Source organism: Cupriavidus alkaliphilus, assembly GCF_900094595.1.
GTDB lineage: Bacteria > Pseudomonadota > Gammaproteobacteria > Burkholderiales > Burkholderiaceae > Cupriavidus > Cupriavidus alkaliphilus.
Window position 1 is genome coordinate 388,750 of sequence record NZ_FMAD01000002.1, and the last position, 16,922, is coordinate 405,671.

Annotated in this window: 15 protein-coding genes; 10 read left to right on the forward strand and 5 right to left on the reverse strand. The window is 69.3% G+C overall.

Annotation, left to right across the window (positions count from 1 at the left end; all coding sequences use genetic code 11):
- Positions 1–22: 22 nt before the first annotated feature.
- Positions 23–490 carry a hemerythrin domain-containing protein gene (locus tag GA0116996_RS05310; RefSeq protein ID WP_092307953.1) on the forward strand — a complete coding sequence of 156 codons (468 nt, stop codon included), beginning with the start codon at positions 23–25 and terminating at the stop codon, positions 488–490.
- Between the two features lie 141 nt (positions 491–631).
- Positions 632–961: a ferredoxin FdxA gene (gene fdxA / locus GA0116996_RS05315; RefSeq protein WP_092307955.1), complete on the forward strand. Its 330-nt coding sequence runs from the start codon at positions 632–634 to the stop codon at positions 959–961.
- Here fdxA and GA0116996_RS05320 read toward each other — a convergent pair.
- Positions 958–2,058: a substrate-binding domain-containing protein gene (locus GA0116996_RS05320; RefSeq protein WP_092307956.1), complete on the reverse strand. Its 1,101-nt coding sequence runs from the start codon at positions 2,056–2,058 to the stop codon at positions 958–960. The genes fdxA and GA0116996_RS05320 overlap by 4 nt on opposite strands.
- Before the next feature lie 160 nt (positions 2,059–2,218).
- Between GA0116996_RS05320 and GA0116996_RS05325 the strand changes: the two genes are divergently transcribed.
- Genes GA0116996_RS05325 through GA0116996_RS05345 form a run of 5 tightly spaced genes read left to right on the forward strand, consistent with a single transcriptional unit; the run spans position 2,219 to position 8,339 of the window.
- Complete coding sequence (locus GA0116996_RS05325; RefSeq protein WP_092307958.1) at positions 2,219–2,758, forward strand: formate dehydrogenase subunit gamma; 540 nt, start codon at positions 2,219–2,221, stop codon at positions 2,756–2,758.
- Positions 2,755–4,317 (forward strand): formate dehydrogenase beta subunit, encoded by a 1,563-nt coding sequence (locus tag GA0116996_RS05330; RefSeq protein WP_092307960.1) that lies wholly within the window; start codon positions 2,755–2,757, stop codon positions 4,315–4,317. Before GA0116996_RS05325 ends, GA0116996_RS05330 begins: the two co-directional genes overlap by 4 nt.
- A gap of 30 nt (positions 4,318–4,347) precedes the next feature.
- On the forward strand, positions 4,348–7,227 hold the full coding sequence (gene fdhF, locus GA0116996_RS05335) for a formate dehydrogenase subunit alpha (protein ID WP_092307961.1): 2,880 nt from the start codon (positions 4,348–4,350) through the stop codon (positions 7,225–7,227).
- 15 nt (positions 7,228–7,242) lie between these two features.
- Entirely contained in the window at positions 7,243–8,118 is an 876-nt protein-coding gene (fdhD, locus tag GA0116996_RS05340; protein ID WP_092307963.1) for a formate dehydrogenase accessory sulfurtransferase FdhD, read from the forward strand.
- Positions 8,115–8,339 carry a formate dehydrogenase subunit delta gene (locus GA0116996_RS05345; RefSeq protein WP_018008943.1) on the forward strand — a complete coding sequence of 75 codons (225 nt, stop codon included), beginning with the start codon at positions 8,115–8,117 and terminating at the stop codon, positions 8,337–8,339. Before fdhD ends, GA0116996_RS05345 begins: the two co-directional genes overlap by 4 nt.
- A 25-nt stretch (positions 8,340–8,364) precedes the next feature.
- Here the strand turns inward: GA0116996_RS05345 and GA0116996_RS05350 are convergent, their stop codons facing one another.
- On the reverse strand, positions 8,365–9,060 hold the full coding sequence (locus GA0116996_RS05350) for a transglycosylase domain-containing protein (protein WP_092307965.1): 696 nt from the start codon (positions 9,058–9,060) through the stop codon (positions 8,365–8,367).
- A gap of 43 nt (positions 9,061–9,103) precedes the next feature.
- Positions 9,104–10,624 (reverse strand): DASS family sodium-coupled anion symporter, encoded by a 1,521-nt coding sequence (locus tag GA0116996_RS05355; RefSeq protein WP_092307967.1) that lies wholly within the window; start codon positions 10,622–10,624, stop codon positions 9,104–9,106.
- Between the two features lie 265 nt (positions 10,625–10,889).
- Between GA0116996_RS05355 and GA0116996_RS05360 the strand changes: the two genes are divergently transcribed.
- Complete coding sequence (locus GA0116996_RS05360) at positions 10,890–11,135, forward strand: RNA recognition motif domain-containing protein (protein WP_092307969.1); 246 nt, start codon at positions 10,890–10,892, stop codon at positions 11,133–11,135.
- A 45-nt stretch (positions 11,136–11,180) separates the two neighbouring features.
- Entirely contained in the window at positions 11,181–12,005 is an 825-nt protein-coding gene (locus GA0116996_RS05365) for a tyrosine-protein phosphatase (protein ID WP_092307971.1), read from the forward strand.
- A 20-nt stretch (positions 12,006–12,025) separates the two neighbouring features.
- Here the strand turns inward: GA0116996_RS05365 and GA0116996_RS05370 are convergent, their stop codons facing one another.
- Both GA0116996_RS05370 and GA0116996_RS05375 read right to left on the reverse strand, forming a co-directional pair.
- Positions 12,026–13,261, reverse strand: a complete 1,236-nt coding sequence (locus tag GA0116996_RS05370) for an acetate/propionate family kinase (protein ID WP_092307973.1) — start codon at positions 13,259–13,261, stop codon at positions 12,026–12,028.
- Between the two features lie 40 nt (positions 13,262–13,301).
- Positions 13,302–14,294 (reverse strand): phosphate acetyltransferase, encoded by a 993-nt coding sequence (locus GA0116996_RS05375; protein WP_092307975.1) that lies wholly within the window; start codon positions 14,292–14,294, stop codon positions 13,302–13,304.
- Between the two features lie 310 nt (positions 14,295–14,604).
- On the opposite strand from GA0116996_RS05375, the gene GA0116996_RS05380 reads away from it, so the two are divergent.
- The gene (locus GA0116996_RS05380; protein ID WP_092307977.1) at positions 14,605–16,908 is read left to right on the forward strand and encodes a DUF3141 domain-containing protein; all 2,304 of its coding nucleotides are present in this window, start codon (positions 14,605–14,607) and stop codon (positions 16,906–16,908) included.
- Positions 16,909–16,922: the final 14 nt, after the last annotated feature.

The following is a 16,922-nucleotide window of genomic DNA, read 5'->3' on the forward strand; positions in this document are numbered from 1 at the left end:
GCTCCCCCACCAGGAGAAAACCGTGGACAAGTCGAAGATCCCCGCAGACCAGGCCGAGGCGCTCGGTGCCTTGATGGACGACCATCGCGCGGTCAAGAAGCAGTTCAAGGCGTTCAAGGACACCGACGACCGCGACGAGAAGGAGTCGATCGCGCTGGACGTGTGCCACCAGCTCACGGTGCACGCCACCATCGAGGAAGAAATCTTCTACCCGGCGTTGCGGGGCGTCAGCGACGAGATCGACGACATGCTGGACGAGGCCCAGGTCGAGCACCAGGTGGCCAAGGACCTGATCGCGGCGATCGAGGAAGACCCGGCCGGCGACATGCTCGAGGCCAACTACACGGTGCTGTCGGAATATGTCTCCCACCACATCGAGGAAGAGGAAGGCGAGCTGTTCAAGAACGTGATCAAGGAGAAGATCAACCTGCGCGACGTGGCGCAGGCCATGGCGGCGCGCAAGGAAGCGCTGATGCGCGAGACCGCCTGACGCGGCGGGCCAGGGCGGGGCGCGCGCGGCGCCCCGCCGCTTCAGCGGATTTGAAGGACTCGCACAAAGCCGGTGCCGCCCACGCGCGCCGGCCGGGCGTTACCATCGCGCACTGATTTCCTGTCGTGCCGTAGCTGCCCCATGACCTTTGTCGTGACGGATGCCTGCATCCAGTGCCGCCATACCGACTGCGTCGAAGTCTGCCCGATGTCGTGCTTCCACGAAGGGCCGAACTTCCTTGCCATAGATCCCGACCAATGCATCGACTGCTCGATGTGCGTGCCGTTGTGCCCCGTGGGCGCGATCTATTCCGAGCATGACCTGCCGGCAGACCAGCGCCATTTCCTTGCGCTCAACGCCGAGCTGTCGCGACGGCCGGACTGGCTGCCGCTGATGCAGGCGAAGGGACCGCTGCCGGACCATGAGCAGTGGGCCGGCCATCCTGACCGGCTGTCGTTGCTGCAACGCTAGCGCGGCGGTGTGTCGCGGTAATCAGGGAAGGCTTCCGGCAAGGTCAGCACGGTGCCGGTCAGGGAGCCGTCATAGCCGGGCAGGGCATTGACGCGCTGGCGGAAGGCCTCGCTGGTCAGCGCCCCGACCGCGCCGGCCAGCGCCGCGCTGCGTAGCTTGGCGCGCTCGATGGCAAAGAAGTAGCGCTCCTTGATTACCGGCACGAAGGCCAGCCCGAAACGCCGCGCCGCGGTTTCCACGCCAAAGCCCACGTCGGCCATGCCGCTGCCGATGTACGCCGCCACTGCGGCGTGGGTGAATTCCCCATTGCTGTAGCCCTCGATGCGCGCACCGTCGATGCCGCGCGCCGTCAGCATCAGGTCCAGCAGCAGCCGCGTGCCCGAGCCGACCTGCCGGTTGACGAAGCGCACTTCGCGCCGGGTCAGGTCCTCGAGCGTATGGATGCCGAGCGGGTTGCCCGGCCGCACGAACAGGCCCTGGCTGCGCACCGCCAGGTGCACCAGGCAGTGGGTCTCGGGCTTGAGCCAGGTGGTGAAGTGGCGCCACATGCCATGCTCGAACTCGCCCACCGGCACATGAAAGCCGGCGATGTCGCAGGCGCCTTCGGCCAGCGCCGCCACGGCCTCGACGCTGCCGCAGTACTTCAGGTCGTGCCGCACCTGCTGCTCGTCGAGGAAGTCGCGCAGCGCCGCCACCGCGAAGCCGTGGCTGGCATGCAGCCGCGCCGTGGCCTCGGGCTGCGCCATCAGCTTCTTCAGCTCGATCTCCAGTTCGGACGCCAGGCTGTCCAGCGTCGGCGACAGCCGCGCGCCGATCCGCTTGCTGGCCCACACCAGTTGCTGCGCCAGCGGCGTCAGCGCGCTGCCGCGCCCGCGGGTCTTGTCGATCAGCGGACCGCCGAACAGCGCCTCGGCGTCGCGCAGGATGCCCCAGGCATAGCGGTACGACAGCGACACCGCCTGGGCCGACTGGCTGATGCTGCCGGATTCCCCGATATGGCCGAGCAGGGCCACCAGCCGCGACACGTCCAGCGGCTCGGTGCCCGGCCGGGCGTCGTCCCGGATTTGCAGGTGAGGTTGGATCGAGATGCGGATCATATGTAGAAAATAGCTTATTGAAGGGCCGCTGTCACTCCAATATAGTCCGCCTAACGGGCGAAACGGCGATCCGCAAGCCCGGAAATAGGAAAAAAATAGCATATAAGCGGGATCCGGCAGGCACTTCGGCCGGTCCTGGCGAGCCCTCACAGGAGACGCCATGCCAGACATCGCCCCCCACGCACCCCGTGCCCCCGGTGCCACGGCATCAGCCGATGCCGCGCACATCGCCGCCATCGTCGCGGCACGCCAGCACATGCCGGGCGCCTTGCTGCCGATCCTGCACGAGATCCAGGACACCCAGGGCTTTATCCCCGACACCGCCGTGCCCGTGATCGCCCGCGCCCTGAACCTGTCGCGCGCCGAGGTGCATGGCGTGATCACCTTCTACCATCACTTCCGCCAGCAGCCCGCCGGCCGCCACGTGGTGCAGGTGTGCCGCGCCGAGGCGTGCCAGGCGGTCGGCGCCGAGGCGCTGGCCGAGCACGCGCAGCGCGCGCTCGGCTGCAGCTTCCATGAAACCAGCGCGGACGGGCAGGTGACGCTGGAGCCGGTCTATTGCCTGGGCCAGTGCGCCTGCGGCCCGGCGGTGATGGTCGGCGAGCAGTTGCACGGCTATGTCGATGGCGCGCGCTTCGACGCGCTGGTGCGCGCGCTGCGCGCGTCGTCCACCCCGGCAGAAGCGGAGGCCCAGGCATGAGCACCGTCACCACCCTGTTCGTGCCGCGCGACTCCACCGCGCTGGCATTGGGCGCCGACGAGGTCGCGCGCGCCATCGCCAGCGAAGCCGCCGCGCGCGGCGAGACCGTGCGCATCGTGCGCAACGGTTCGCGCGGCATGTTCTGGCTCGAGCCGCTGGTCGAGGTGCAGACCGCCGCCGGCCGCGTGGCCTACGGCCCGGTCAGCGCGGCCGACGTGCCGGGCCTGTTCGATGCCGGCCTGCTGCAGGGCGGTGCGCACGCGCTGGCGCACGGCCCGACCGACCAGATCCCGTTCCTGCAACGGCAGGAGCGCCTGACCTTCGCCCGCGTCGGCATCACCGACCCGCTGTCGCTGGACGACTACCGCGCGCACGAGGGCTACGCCGGCCTGGAACGCGCGCTGGCCATGCAGCCCGCCGAGATCGTGCAGGAAGTCACCGACTCGGGCCTGCGTGGCCGCGGCGGCGCGGCCTTCCCGACCGGCATCAAGTGGAAGACGGTGCTCGGCGCCCAGTCCGCAGTCAAGTACATCGTCTGCAATGCCGACGAGGGCGACTCGGGCACCTTCTCCGACCGCATGGTGATGGAAGACGATCCCTTCATGCTGATCGAAGGCATGACCATCGCCGGCCTGGCGGTGGGTGCGGAGCAGGGCTACATCTACTGCCGCTCCGAATACCCGCACGCAATCGCCGTGCTGGAAAGCGCGATCGGCATCGCCAGCGCCGCGGGCTGGCTCGGCGACGACATCCGCGGCAGCGGCAGGCGCTTCCACCTTGAAGTGCGCAAGGGCGCCGGCGCCTATGTCTGCGGCGAGGAAACCGCGCTGCTGGAGAGCCTGGAAGGCCGCCGCGGCGTGGTGCGCGCCAAGCCGCCGCTGCCGGCGCTGAAGGGGCTGTTCGGCCAGCCCACGGTGATCAACAACGTGATCTCGCTGGCCACGGTGCCGGTGATCCTGGCGCGCGGCGCGCAGTTCTACCGCGACTTCGGCATGGGCCGCTCGCGCGGCACGCTGCCGTTCCAGCTGGCCGGCAACATCCGGCACGGCGGGCTGGTGGAGAAGGCGTTCGGGGTCACGCTGCGCGAGCTGCTGGTCGACTACGGCGGCGGCACCCGCAGCGGCCGCGCGATCCGCGCGGTGCAGGTGGGCGGGCCGCTGGGCGCCTACCTGCCCGAGTCGCGCTTCGACGTGCCGCTGGACTACGAGGCCTATGCCGCGTTCGGCGGCGTGGTCGGCCACGGCGGCATCGTGGTGTTCGACGAGACCGTCGACATGGCAAAGCAGGCGCGCTACGCGATGGAGTTCTGCGCGATCGAATCGTGCGGCAAATGCACGCCGTGCCGGATCGGCTCGACCCGCGGCGTCGAAGTGATGGACCGCATTATTGCCGGCGAGCAGCCGGTGCGGCATGTGCAGCTGGTGCGCGACCTGTGCGACACCATGCTCAACGGCTCGCTGTGCGCGATGGGCGGCATGACGCCGTACCCGGTGCTGTCCGCGCTGAACGAATTCCCCGAGGACTTCGGCCTCGCATCCAATCCGGCCAGGGCCGCCTGAGCCAGGCAGAGACACGGGAGACCAACCGCCATGAACGCCCGCAACGAGATTGATTTCGGCACACCCGCCAGCCCCTCGACCGACATGGTCACCCTGGAGGTCGACGGCGTCAGCGTCACCGTGCCGGCCGGCACGTCGGTGATGCGCGCCGCGATGGAGGCGCAGATTGCCGTACCCAAGCTGTGCGCCACCGACAGCCTGGAAGCCTTCGGCTCGTGCCGGCTGTGCCTGGTCGAGATCGAGGGGCGGCGCGGCTATCCGGCCTCGTGCACCACGCCGGTGGAAGCCGGCATGAAGGTAAAGACCCAGAGCGACAAGCTCGCCGACCTGCGCCGCGGCGTGATGGAGCTGTATATCTCCGACCACCCGCTCGATTGCCTGACCTGCCCCACCAACGGCAACTGCGAGCTGCAGGACATGGCCGGCGTGGTCGGCCTGCGCGAAGTGCGCTACAACGACGGTGGTCCGGAATCTGCGCCGATCGCGACGCACACGCAAATGAAGAAGGACGAATCCAATCCTTACTTCACCTACGATCCCTCCAAGTGCATCGTCTGCAACCGCTGCGTGCGCGCCTGCGAGGAAACGCAAGGCACCTTCGCGCTGACCATCAGCGGACGCGGCTTCGATTCCCGCGTCTCGCCCGGCACCAGCCAGTCGTTCATGGAATCGGACTGCGTCTCCTGCGGCGCGTGCGTGCAGGCCTGCCCGACCGCGACGCTGACCGAAACGTCCATCATCAAGCTGGGCCAGCCTTCGCACAGCACCGTGACCACCTGCGCCTATTGCGGCGTGGGCTGTTCGTTCAAGGCCGAGATGAAGGGCAATGAAGTGGTGCGCATGGTGCCGTACAAGGACGGCAAGGCCAACGAGGGCCACGCCTGCGTCAAGGGCCGCTTTGCCTGGGGCTACGCCACCCACAAGGACCGCATCCTCAAGCCGATGATCCGCGCGAAGATCACCGATCCGTGGCGCGAGGTATCGTGGGAAGAGGCGATCGACTATGCCGCGTCGGAGTTCAAGCGCATCCAGGCGCAGCACGGCAAGGATTCCATCGGCGGCATCGTGTCGTCGCGCTGCACCAACGAAGAAGGCTACCTGGTGCAGAAGCTGGTGCGCGCCGCGTTCGGCAACAACAACGTCGACACCTGCGCGCGCGTGTGCCATTCGCCGACCGGCTACGGGCTGAAGCAGACCCTGGGCGAATCGGCCGGCACGCAAACCTTCAAGTCGGTCGAGAAGGCCGACGTGATCATGGTGATCGGCGCCAACCCGACCGACGGCCACCCCGTGTTCGCCTCGCGCATGAAGAAGCGCCTGCGCGCCGGCGCGAAGCTGATCGTGGTCGACCCGCGCCGCATCGACCTGGTCGATTCGCCGCATATCCGCGCCGACTTCCACCTGCAGCTGCGCCCGGGCACCAACGTCGCGCTGGTGACCTCGCTGGCGCACGTGATCGTCACCGAAGGCCTGCTCAACGAAGCCTTTATCGCCGAGCGCTGCGAGGACCGCGCGTTCGGGCAGTGGCGCGACTTTGTCGCGCTGCCGGAGAACTCGCCCGAGGCCATGGAGAGCGTCACCGGCATCCCCGCCGAGCAGCTGCGCGGCGCGGCGCGCCTGTACGCCACCGGCGGCAACGCGGCGATCTACTACGGCCTGGGCGTGACCGAGCACGCGCAAGGCTCCACCACCGTGATGGGCATCGCCAACCTCGCCATGGCCACCGGCAATATCGGCCGCGAGGGCGTGGGCGTGAACCCGCTGCGCGGGCAGAACAACGTGCAGGGCTCCTGCGATATCGGCTCGTTCCCGCATGAGCTGCCGGGCTATCGCCACGTGTCGGACTCGACCGTGCGCGGCCTGTTCGAATCGGCGTGGAATGTCGAGATCAGCCCCGAGCCCGGCCTGCGCATTCCCAATATGTTCGAGGCCGCGCTGGCGGGCAGCTTCAAGGGCCTGTACTGCCAGGGCGAGGACATCGTGCAGTCGGACCCGAACACGCAGCACGTGTCCGAGGCGCTGTCGTCGATGGAATGCATCGTGGTGCAGGACATCTTCCTGAACGAGACCGCCAAGTACGCGCATGTGTTCCTGCCGGGCTCTTCGTTCCTGGAAAAGGACGGCACCTTCACCAACGCCGAGCGCCGCATCTCGCGCGTGCGCAAGGTGATGCCGCCCAAGGCGCGCTATGCCGACTGGGAGGCCACCATGCTGCTGGCCAATGCGCTCGGCTATCCGATGGACTACAAGCATCCGTCGGAAATCATGGACGAGATCGCGCGGCTGACGCCGACCTTCGCCGGCGTCAGCTACCAGCGCCTGGAACAGCTCGGCAGCATCCAGTGGCCGTGCAACGCCGAAGCGCCGGAAGGCACGCCGACCATGCATATCGACGCCTTCGTGCGCGGCAAGGGAAAGTTCATCATCACCAAGTATGTGCCGACCACCGAGAAGGTCACGCGCGCCTTCCCGCTGGTCCTGACCACCGGGCGCATCCTGTCGCAGTACAACGTCGGCGCGCAGACGCGCCGCACCGACAACGTCCACTGGCACGCCGAGGACCGGCTGGAGATCCACCCGCACGATGCCGAAGAGCGCGGCATCAAGGACGGCGACTGGGTCGGGGTGCAGAGCCGTGCCGGCGACACCGTGCTGCGCGCGATCGTCAGCGAGCGCATGCAGCCGGGCGTGGTCTACACCACCTTCCACTTCCCGGAATCCGGCGCCAACGTGATCACCACCGACAACTCCGACTGGGCCACCAACTGCCCGGAGTACAAGGTGACCGCGGTGCAGGTGCTGCCGGTGGCGCAGCCGTCGGCGTGGCAGCGGGAGTACCGGGAGTTCAACACCCAGCAGCTGCAATTGCTGGAAGCCGCCAGCGCCGACCCGGCGCGGGCCGCGGGCTGAGCGGAGGACCACGCCATGATGCGCTGCATGCAGTCGCCGGAAGTCGATCCGGCCGCGGCGGAAGATGCCGCGGCCGCGACCCACAGCACCTTCGCGGTCAACCGCTGGCGCGGCGGCGAGCTGATGCTCAGTCCCGATGAGGTGGCTGAGGAAGTGCCGGTCGCGCTGGTGTACAACGGCATCTCGCACGCGGTGATGCTGGCCACGCCGGCTGACCTGGAAGATTTCGCGCTTGGGTTCAGCCTGAGCGAGGGCATCGTGGCCCGCGCCAGCGACGTCTATGACATCGAGATCGAGACACGCGAGCACGGCATTTCCGTGCAGCTGGAGATCGCTTCGGAAGCCTTCATGCGGCTCAAGGACCGGCGCCGCTCGCTGGCCGGGCGCACCGGCTGCGGGCTGTGCGGCACCGAATCGCTGGAGCAGGTGATGCGCGCGCCGGCGCCCGTGCACAGCACGGCGAGCTTCCATACCGACGTGATCCAGGCCGCCTTCGTGCAGCTGCAGCTGCGCCAGGCCTTGCAGCGCCATACCGGAGCGACCCACGCCGCCGCCTGGCTGCGCGCCGACGGCCATGTGTCGCTGGTGCGCGAGGACGTGGGCCGCCACAATGCGCTCGACAAGCTGGCCGGCGCGCTGGCCCGCGGCGGCGAGGACATCGCCGGCGGCGCGGTGCTGGTGACCAGCCGCGCCAGCTATGAAATGGTGCTGAAGGCCGCCGCGATCGGCGCCGGCGTGCTGGCGGCGGTGTCCGCCCCGACGGCGCTGGCGGTGCGCCTGGCCGAACAGGCAGGCATTACCCTGGCCGGCTTCGTGCGCGCCGGCGCGCACGTGGTCTATGCCCATCCGCAACGGCTGCAGCACGGCAGCACCCACGAGAGCCTGGCATGAAGATCGATAACCTTGTCACCATGGCCAACCAGATCGGCAGCTTCTTTGAAGCCATGCCCGATCGCGAGGAGGCGGTCGCGGATATCGCCGGGCATATCAAGCGCTTCTGGGAACCGCGCATGCGCCGGGCCTTGCTGGGGCATGTCGATGCCGATGCCGGCAGCGGGCTGCTGGAGATCGTGCGGGAGGCGCTGGGCCGGCACCGCGCCATGCTCGAGTAGCAGGCGCAGCGCTTGCCGGCGCGGCTCAGCGCAAGCGCAACGGCTCCAGCAGGGCGCCGTCGTACTCGCCGCGTGAAATCCGCCCCAGCTCCAGCATGCGTTGCAGAATATAGACCTGCCGCTGGCGCGCGCGCCGGGGGTTGGCCACCGGGTTGTTCGCCGAGGGCGCCTTGGGCAGGCCCGCCAGCATCGCGCATTCGGCCAGCGTCAGCTGGTCCAGCCGCTTGCCGAAGTAGGTCCGCGCGGCATCGGCAAAGCCATAGGCGCCCTGTCCCAGGTAGATCTTGTTCAGGTACAGCTCGAGGATCTCGTCCTTGCTGAGGGCCTTTTCGATCCGGTAGGACAGCAGCACCTCGTACAGCTTGCGCGTATAGGTCTTCTCCCGCGACAGGTAGAAGTTGCGCGCGACCTGCATGGTGATGGTCGACGCGCCCTGCGACAGCTCGTCCGACAGGTTGGCGACGCCGGCGCGGACCACACCGACATAGTCGATGCCGTCATGCAGGTAGAAGCGTTCGTCCTCGATCGCCACCACCGCCTCGGTCAGCGCGCGCGGCATCCTGTCGATGGGCACGTAGTCCGGCGTGTCGCGGAAGGCGGTGAGGGCGTCGAGCGACGGCAGCTGCCGGTTGGCGGCGAGGATGGCGATGGCGGCCAGCAGCGCGCCGCCGATCGCGGCGAGCAGCAGCAGCTTGAGCAGGGCGGAGCAGAGGCGTTTCATGGCGCGTATTGTGCCAGCCGCCGCGCCGCCCGCGCGAGTCTGACTACACCCAGCCCAGCCAGCGCCAGTAGGTCGCGGCGAACAGCAGCATCATGGCGTAGCCGATGATCGTGACCGGGATGCCGATGCGCGCGAACTGCCGCCCGTTGAAGGTCTCGGTGCCCAGGCACACCATGTTCTGCGGCGCGTTGATCGGCAGGATAAAGCCGAAGCTGACGGTAAAGCCCAGCAGCATGGTGATGCCGACGCGGTTGATGTCGCCGGGCAGGGTCTGCAGCACCGAGATCAGGATCGGCAGCAGCGCCGCGGTCAGCGCGGTGGCGCTGGCGAAGCCCAGGTGGATCAGGATCAGGAAGGCCGACAGGATCGCAAACACCAGCAGCGCGCCATGCGCCGCCAGGCCCGAATGCGTGACCACGAACTGGCCCAGCCACTGCCCCGCCTGGGTCGACAGCAGCGCCGTGCCCAGGCTGATGCCGACCCCGAACACGATCAGCGTGCCCCACGGCGTGCGCTGCTGCATGGTCTTCCAGTCCATCACGCCCAGGCGCGGCAGCATCAGGATCACCAGCCCGACGAAGGTCACCGTGGCGGTGTCGAAGCTGTGCAGCTTGCCCTCGGTGGCCCAGCACAGCAGCAGGCCCAGCGACACCGCGGCCAGCCGCTTCTGCGGGCTGCTCATCGGGCCGAGCGCTGACAGCTCGCGCTGCACCGCCTGCTTGCCACCGGGAATGGCCTCGGTCTCGGCCGGCAGCAGCCAGCGCACCAGCACATAGAGCACCACCGACATCGCCACCGCCCACGGCGCACCCGCGATCAGCCATTGCAGCCAGGTGATGCGCTCGCCCAGCAGCTTGTCCATGAAGCCGACCGTCAGCAGGTTCTGCGCGGCGGCGGTCTGGATGCCGACGTTCCAGATGCTGGTGGCCTGCGCCACCGTGATCATGATGCCGGCGGCGATATTGGACTTCTTGTCGACGCCGAACGCGGCGATCACGCCCATCATGATCGGCACCACGCAGGCGCTGCGCGCGGTGGCGCTGGGCACCACCAGGCTCAGCGCGATGGTGACCGCGATGGTGCCAATCAGGATGCGGCGCGTGCTGGTGCCGATTGCCGACAGCGTCACCAGCGCGATGCGTCGGTCGAGCCCGGTCACCGTCATCGCGGCGGAGATGAACAGTGCCGCGGCGACCAGCGCCAGCGCGGTATTGGAGAATCCGGCCAGCGCCATGCCCAGCGCCTTCGATGTGCCGTACTGGACCGAGGGGTCGTTCACGGTCGGGGCAAAACCGATCAGCCCGGCCATCAGCGAGGTGATCATGATGGCGCTGGCTTCGTACGACACCGCCTCGGTGATCCACACCACGATGGCGAACGCCAGGATCGCCAGCATGCGCTGGCCCGCAATGGTGAGCCCGTCGGGCTGCGGGATCGCCAGCACCGCGATCAGCGCGGCGGCGGCTGCGAACAGGCCCCAGTGCAGGGTTGGCTTGGGTGTGGCTGCGGGTGCTGGTATGGCCGCGGCCGGGGCAGGCGGCTGGGAGGCGGGAAGTTCTGGCATTGCCGACATTCCTTGTAGTTCGACCTGTCTGAAATTTTCCGGCGCGCAGCCGGCGATGTCGAGGACCGGGACGGAATAGTTACGCCCGTGATGCGCAAGATCAAGGCGATGGCAGATCGCCGGATTCTCCGGCCGCCGCACGCGTCATACCAATGAGAGGCTCGCCATACAAGGCCCGCGCGGCAGTCCGCATGATCCGACACCGGCGCCGCGCCGGGGTGCGTGAGGCACGAGCCGGAGTGATCTGAAATAATTGGAGCCGACCATGAAGGTTTTAGTACGCGGTCTCAAGGCCGGACTGGACCCGGCGGCGCTGCGCAACGCGCTGGCACGGTATGCGAAGATCCGTTCGGTGGAGCTGGTGGAGGAAGGCGACCCCCGGCATCCCTGGGCCTGGGTCGACATCGACGCCGGCGCGCTGACGGTGTGGAAGCTGGTGGCGCGGCTGGACCGGCGCTATATCGCCGGCAGCCACCTGCGCTGGCACGTGCCGGCGTACCGCGAGCGCTGACGCGCCCGCACCGGCACGCCCGGTAACGACAAACTGGAAAGAACAATGCTCAAGTGGCTTCAACGCGCGGCCTGCCCGCATGCCCTCGCGGCCATGCCGCCAACTCCGGCGGCGACCGGCATCGCGCCGGACGTGCCGGACCTGGTGTTCGAGCGCATCAGCAACGCGCGCGACCTGGGCGGACTGGTGGGCGCGGAGGGGCGCCGCGTGCGCCACGGCCGGCTCTACCGCAGCGGCAACCCGGCGCTGGCGAGCGACGCCGACCTGGAGCGGTTGCAGGCGCTCGGGCTCGACATGGTGGTGGACTTCCGCTCGCCCGGCGAGAAATCTGCGGGCGAAGCGGCCTTCGGCCAGCGCTTCCGCTGGCAGGCGGTGCCGGTGCTGGAAGGCAGCATGGCGATGGATGTGCTGATGCCGCGCCTGCGCGCCAGCACGCCGGCGCAGATGGATGCCTTCATGCTCGAGGTGTACCGCGATTTCCCGGTGCGCTACCGCGCGGCTTTCGGCGGCTTCATGCAGACCGTGCAGGGCGGCCAGACCCTGCTGTTCCACTGCACCGCGGGCAAGGACCGCACCGGCTTTGCCGCGCTGCTGTTGCTGGCCGCGCTGGGCGTCGGCCAGGACGACATCCTGGCCAACTACCTGGAATCGAACCAGCGCAACGCGCAGTTCAACGCGGCCGCGCTGGCGCAGATGGGCTCGCTCGGCATCGATGCCGCGGTGATGACGCCGCTGCTGGAAGTCCGGGCCAGCTATCTCGAGGCCTCGATGCAGGCCATCGACGCGGGCTGGGGCAGCGTCGGCAACTACCTGTGCGACGCGCTCCAGGTCGACGTCGCGCAGCTGCGCGCGCACTACCTGGCCGGCTGAGTTGCAGACTCACGGAAGCCTCACAGCTTGCCGCTGTCGCGCAGGATGCGCGCGGTGCTCAGCGCGATCATCCCTTCTTCGTCGGTCGGCAGCACCAGCACCGGCACGCGGCTGTCGTCGCGGCTGATGCGCTGCCTGTTGTTGCCGTTGGCGCCGGCATCGAGCGTAATGCCGAACAGCCCGGCCAGGTGTTCGCAGATGCGCGCGCGCACCGGCGGCGAATTGGCGCCGATGCCCGCGGTAAACACCAGCGCATCGAGCCCTCCCAGCGTGGTGGCGAGCTTGCCGATTTCCTGCGCCGCGCGGTAGGCGTAGAAGTCCACCGCCAGCCGCGCGCGCGGCGCATCGCTGGCCAGCAGCGCGCGCATGTCGCTGCTGACGCCGGACAGTCCCTTCAGCCCGGATTCCTGGTACAGCATCGCCTGGATCTCGGCGGCGCTCATGCCTTGCTGCGCCAGCCACAGCAGCGCGCCCGGATCGACCGCGCCGCAGCGGGTGCCCATCGGCAGGCCGTCGAGCGCGGTCAGGCCCATGGTGCTGTCGACGCTGCGCCCGTCGCGCATGGCGCACAGGCTGGCGCCGTTGCCCAGGTGCGCCACCACCACGCGGCCTTCGGCCAGGTCGGGTGCCACCTGGCGCAGCCGGCGCGCGATGTACTCGTACGACAGGCCGTGGAAGCCATAGCGCCGGATGCCGCGCTCGAAATACGCATAGGGCAGCGCCATCAGTTGCGCCAGCACGTCGTGGCCGGCGTGGAAGGCGGTGTCGAAGCACGCCACCTGCAGCAGTTCCGGCATGGCCTGGCGCACCGCGCGGATCGCGGTCAGGTTGTGCGGCTGGTGCAGCGGCGCCAGCGGCACCAGCGCCTCCAGGTTTTCGAGCACGGTGTCGTCGATGCAGACCGCCTGCGCGTAGCCGGCGCCGCCATGCACCACGCGATGGCCGATCGCCACCGGCGGGTGGTCGCGCAGGCCCACGCTCAGCACCAGGCGCACCAGGCGGAAGGCGGCGTCGTGGTCGGCCACCTGGGCCTGCGGGAAGGTCTCGTCGGCAACTACGCGGCCGTCGGCCATGCTGGCGCGCAGCCGCGGCGCGACGCCGATGCCTTCGATCTGGCCGTGCGCGCTCAGCACCGGGTTGATGTCGGCATTGCCGTGCGCGGCCTCGGGCACGGCATAGACCGAGACCTTGACGCTGGACGAGCCTGCGTTGACGACGAGGATCACGGCGGGCGCGGCGGTATGGAGGGTGGTCACGCTGGAAAGCTCCGTTGTCAGGGCGCAGGGCGCGGGTCGGTCAGACCTGGGCCGCGGCTTCGGCGCCGCGGCGCGCGTGGGCCAGCAGCACCGCGATGGCGCAGCTGCCGATGCGCGCGCGCACGCTGTCGGCCCGGCTGGTCAGGACCACGGGGACGCGTGCGCCCAGCACGATGCCGGCGGCTTCGGCCCCGGCCAGGAAGGTGAGCTGCTTGGCCAGCATGTTGCCGGCTTCCAGGTCCGGCACCAGCAGGATGTCGGGGTCGCCGGCGACGTCGGAATCTATGCCCTTGGTGGTCGCGGCCTCGCGGCTGATGGCGTTGTCGAAGGCGAGCGGGCCGTCGAGCACGCCGCCGGTGATCTGCCCGCGCCGCGCCATGGTGCACAGCGCGGCGGCGTCGATAGTCGACGGGATCTTGTCGGTGACGGTCTCGACCGCGGACAGGATCGCCACCTTGGGCCGTTCGATCCCCAGCGTGCGCAGCAGGTCGATGGCGTTGCGGCAGATATCGGCCTTCTCGTTCAGCGTGGGGAAGATGTTGACCGCGGCGTCGGTGATGAACAGCGGCTTGTGGTAGCGCGGCACGTCCATCGCGAACACATGCGACAGGCGCCGCCCGGTGCGCAGCCCGCTGGCCGACGCGGTGACCTCGTGCAGCAGCTCGTCGGTATGCAGGCTGCCCTTCATCAGCAGTTCGGCCTCGCCGGCGCGCACCGCCTCGACCGCGCGCGCGGCCGAGGCATGGCTGTGCGGCGTGTCGATGATGACGGTGTCGCCCAGCGCCATGCCGTGCTCCGCTGCGACCTGGCGGATGCGCGCCACGGGACCGACCAGGATCGGCACGATCAGGCCGAGCTGCGCGGCCTGCAGCGCGCCGCCCAGCGAAGCGGCATCGCACGGATGCGCCACCGCGGTCGGGATGGGCGGCAGCCCGGCGCAGCGCGCCAGCAGCGTGGCGTATTTGTCCGGCGCCGGCGCGGCGGGCGAGGCAAGTTCGGACATGGCGGACATGGCAGGCGAGGCAGCACTCATGACGATGTTCCGTGGACAACGCAGCGGTCAGGGTACCGGCCCTGCGGGCAGGCGTCGAGCCCGCGCCGGGACTTGCGTGGACGCCGGTTGCTGCAATGCGCAAGGCGCCGTGCCACAGTATAGGCGCCAACCGGGGCAGGCCGATGAACATGGACGCGGCCGGCGGTGCGGCTGTTTGCCCCAACCAGGCGCGGGTTGCACGGCGCCCCCGCCGCTGCTAGGCTTGTTTTTTGTTGCAGGGCAACAAGCGTCACGCCGGCCGCGCGCCACGCGCGCGGAATCCCGGCATGGCGCCCACCAGGGGAGTGCCATGACCGCACGCGAACGCGCCGTCCTGCCGCAGGACGGCACTGCCACCGCGGGTTCCACGCCTGACACGCCACCGCGCGAACTGGCGCATGCAGACCCGCTTGGCGCACTGGCCCGGCCGTTTCTCGAGTACGCCCATGACGCCTGGCAGCGCAGCGTGCTGTTGCTCGACATCCTGCGCCAGCGCGGCAATCTGTCGGCCGAGCATGAGCGCGAGGGCATGCCCCCGGTGCTGGTATTTGAGCATGAACTGCTCGCCGATGGCCGCCAGTTGCCCGAGCCCGCCAACTACGCGCTGCTGCGCATCGTGCCGCCCGCAGGCAGCCCGACCGATCCCGCCAAGCGACCCTTCGTCGTGATCGATCCGCGCGCCGGCCATGGCCCCGGCATCGGCGGCTTCAAGGCCGACAGCGAGATCGGCATCGCGCTGCGCACCGGCCATCCGTGCTACTTCATCACCTTCTTCCACGAACCCTGCCCGGGCCAGACCATCGAGGCCGTGGCGCGCGCCGAAGCCGGGTTCCTGCGCCTCGTCGGCGAGCGGCATCCCGATGCGCCCGGCAAGCCCTTCGTCATCGGCAACTGCCAGGCCGGCTGGGCGCTGATGATGCTGGCCGCGGTGGCGCCCGGGCGCACCGGCCCGCTGCTGCTGGCCGGCGCGCCGCTGGCGTACTGGTCGGGCGTGCGCGGGCGCAACCCGATGCGCTACAGCGGCGGGCTGCTGGGCGGATCGTGGCTGGCATCGCTGGCGGCGGACCTGGGCAATGGCCGCTTCGACGGGGCCTGGCTGGTGCAGAACTTCGAGCAGCTCAATCCCGCCAACACGCTGTGGCAGAAGCTCTACGACGTCTATGCGCGGGTCGACACCGAAGGCCCGCGCTTCCTTGACTTCGAGCGCTGGTGGGGCGGCCATTTCCTGATGAACCGCGCCGAGATCGACTGGATCGTGCAGCAGCTGTTCGTCGGCAACCGGCTCACGGCGGGCGCGGTGCGCAGCAGCGACGGCAAGACCGTGGTGGACCTGCGCAACGTGCGCTCGCCGGTGATCATCTTTGCCTCGTGGGGGGACAACATCACGCCGCCGCAGCAGGCGCTGAACTGGATCCCGGACCTGTATGCGAGCGACGATGACCTGGTCGCCAACGACCAGGTCATCGTCTACTGCCTGCACCCGACCGTGGGCCACCTGGGCATCTTCGTCTCCGCCGGCGTGGCCAACCGCGAGCACAGCGAACTGTTCTGCGCGCTGGACCTGATCGACGTGCTGCCGCCGGGACTGTACGAGGCCAAGATCGAAGACATCGCCCCGGACCTGCCGCATCGCGAGCTGGTCGAAGGGCGCTACCTGGTGCGCTTCGAGCGCCGCGGCATCGCCGACATCCTGGCGCTGGACGATGGCCGCGACGACGAGCGTGCCTTCGAGGTGGTGCGGCGCGTGGCCGAGATCAACCAGCATGTCTACGACACCTTCGCCTCGCCGTGGGTGCGCGCCGTTTCCAGCGAGTTCAGCGCGCAATGGCTGCGCGCGCTGCATCCCGCGCGGCTGGAACGCACGCTGGCGACCGATATGAACCCGTGGATGGCGTGGATCGGCGCGCTCGCGCCATGGGTGCGCGCGCATCGCGCGCCGGTGGCGCCGGACAATCCGTTGCTGACGCTGGAGCAGGCGGCCTCGGCGCAGATCATCCGCGCGCTCGACCAGTTCCGCGACTGGCGCGATGCCTGCTACGAGCAGGTGTTCGAGGCGATCTACCAGGCGCCCGCGATGGCGGCGCTGGTCGGGCTTCAGGCGCAAGCGCCGGCCAACCTGGAGTCGCCCGTCACGGTGGCGCTGCGCGAGGAACTGGCCGCGCGGCGCCTGCGCGATGCCGAGGCCGCGATCGCGCAGGGCGGCACGCTCGAAGCCTTCGTGCGCGTGCTGGCCTACGTCGTCGAACGGCCCAGCGCGATCGAGGAGCGGCCCTTCAACCTGCTGCGCCGCATCGCGCGCGAGCAGCAGCAGGCCACCGAATCCGGCGGCGGCCATGCCGACCTGGCCGCGTTCAAGACCGCGGTGCGCCAGCAGAGCTTTATCGTCCGGCTCGACCCGCAGCGCGCGATCCGGGCCCTGCCGGCGCTGGTGCCGGACCGCGAGACCCGGCGCAAGCTGATGGCGGCGGCGCATCGCGTGATGACCGTCAGCGGTGCGCTGGCGGGCGAGCGGCTGGCGCGCTATCGCGAGGTCGCGGAGATCCTGGGCACAGGCGATGCGCCGCAGGCGGATACGCCCGGCGCCGGGGCCGATCCCGGAATCGGATTACCATAACCGCGTTTCCGACT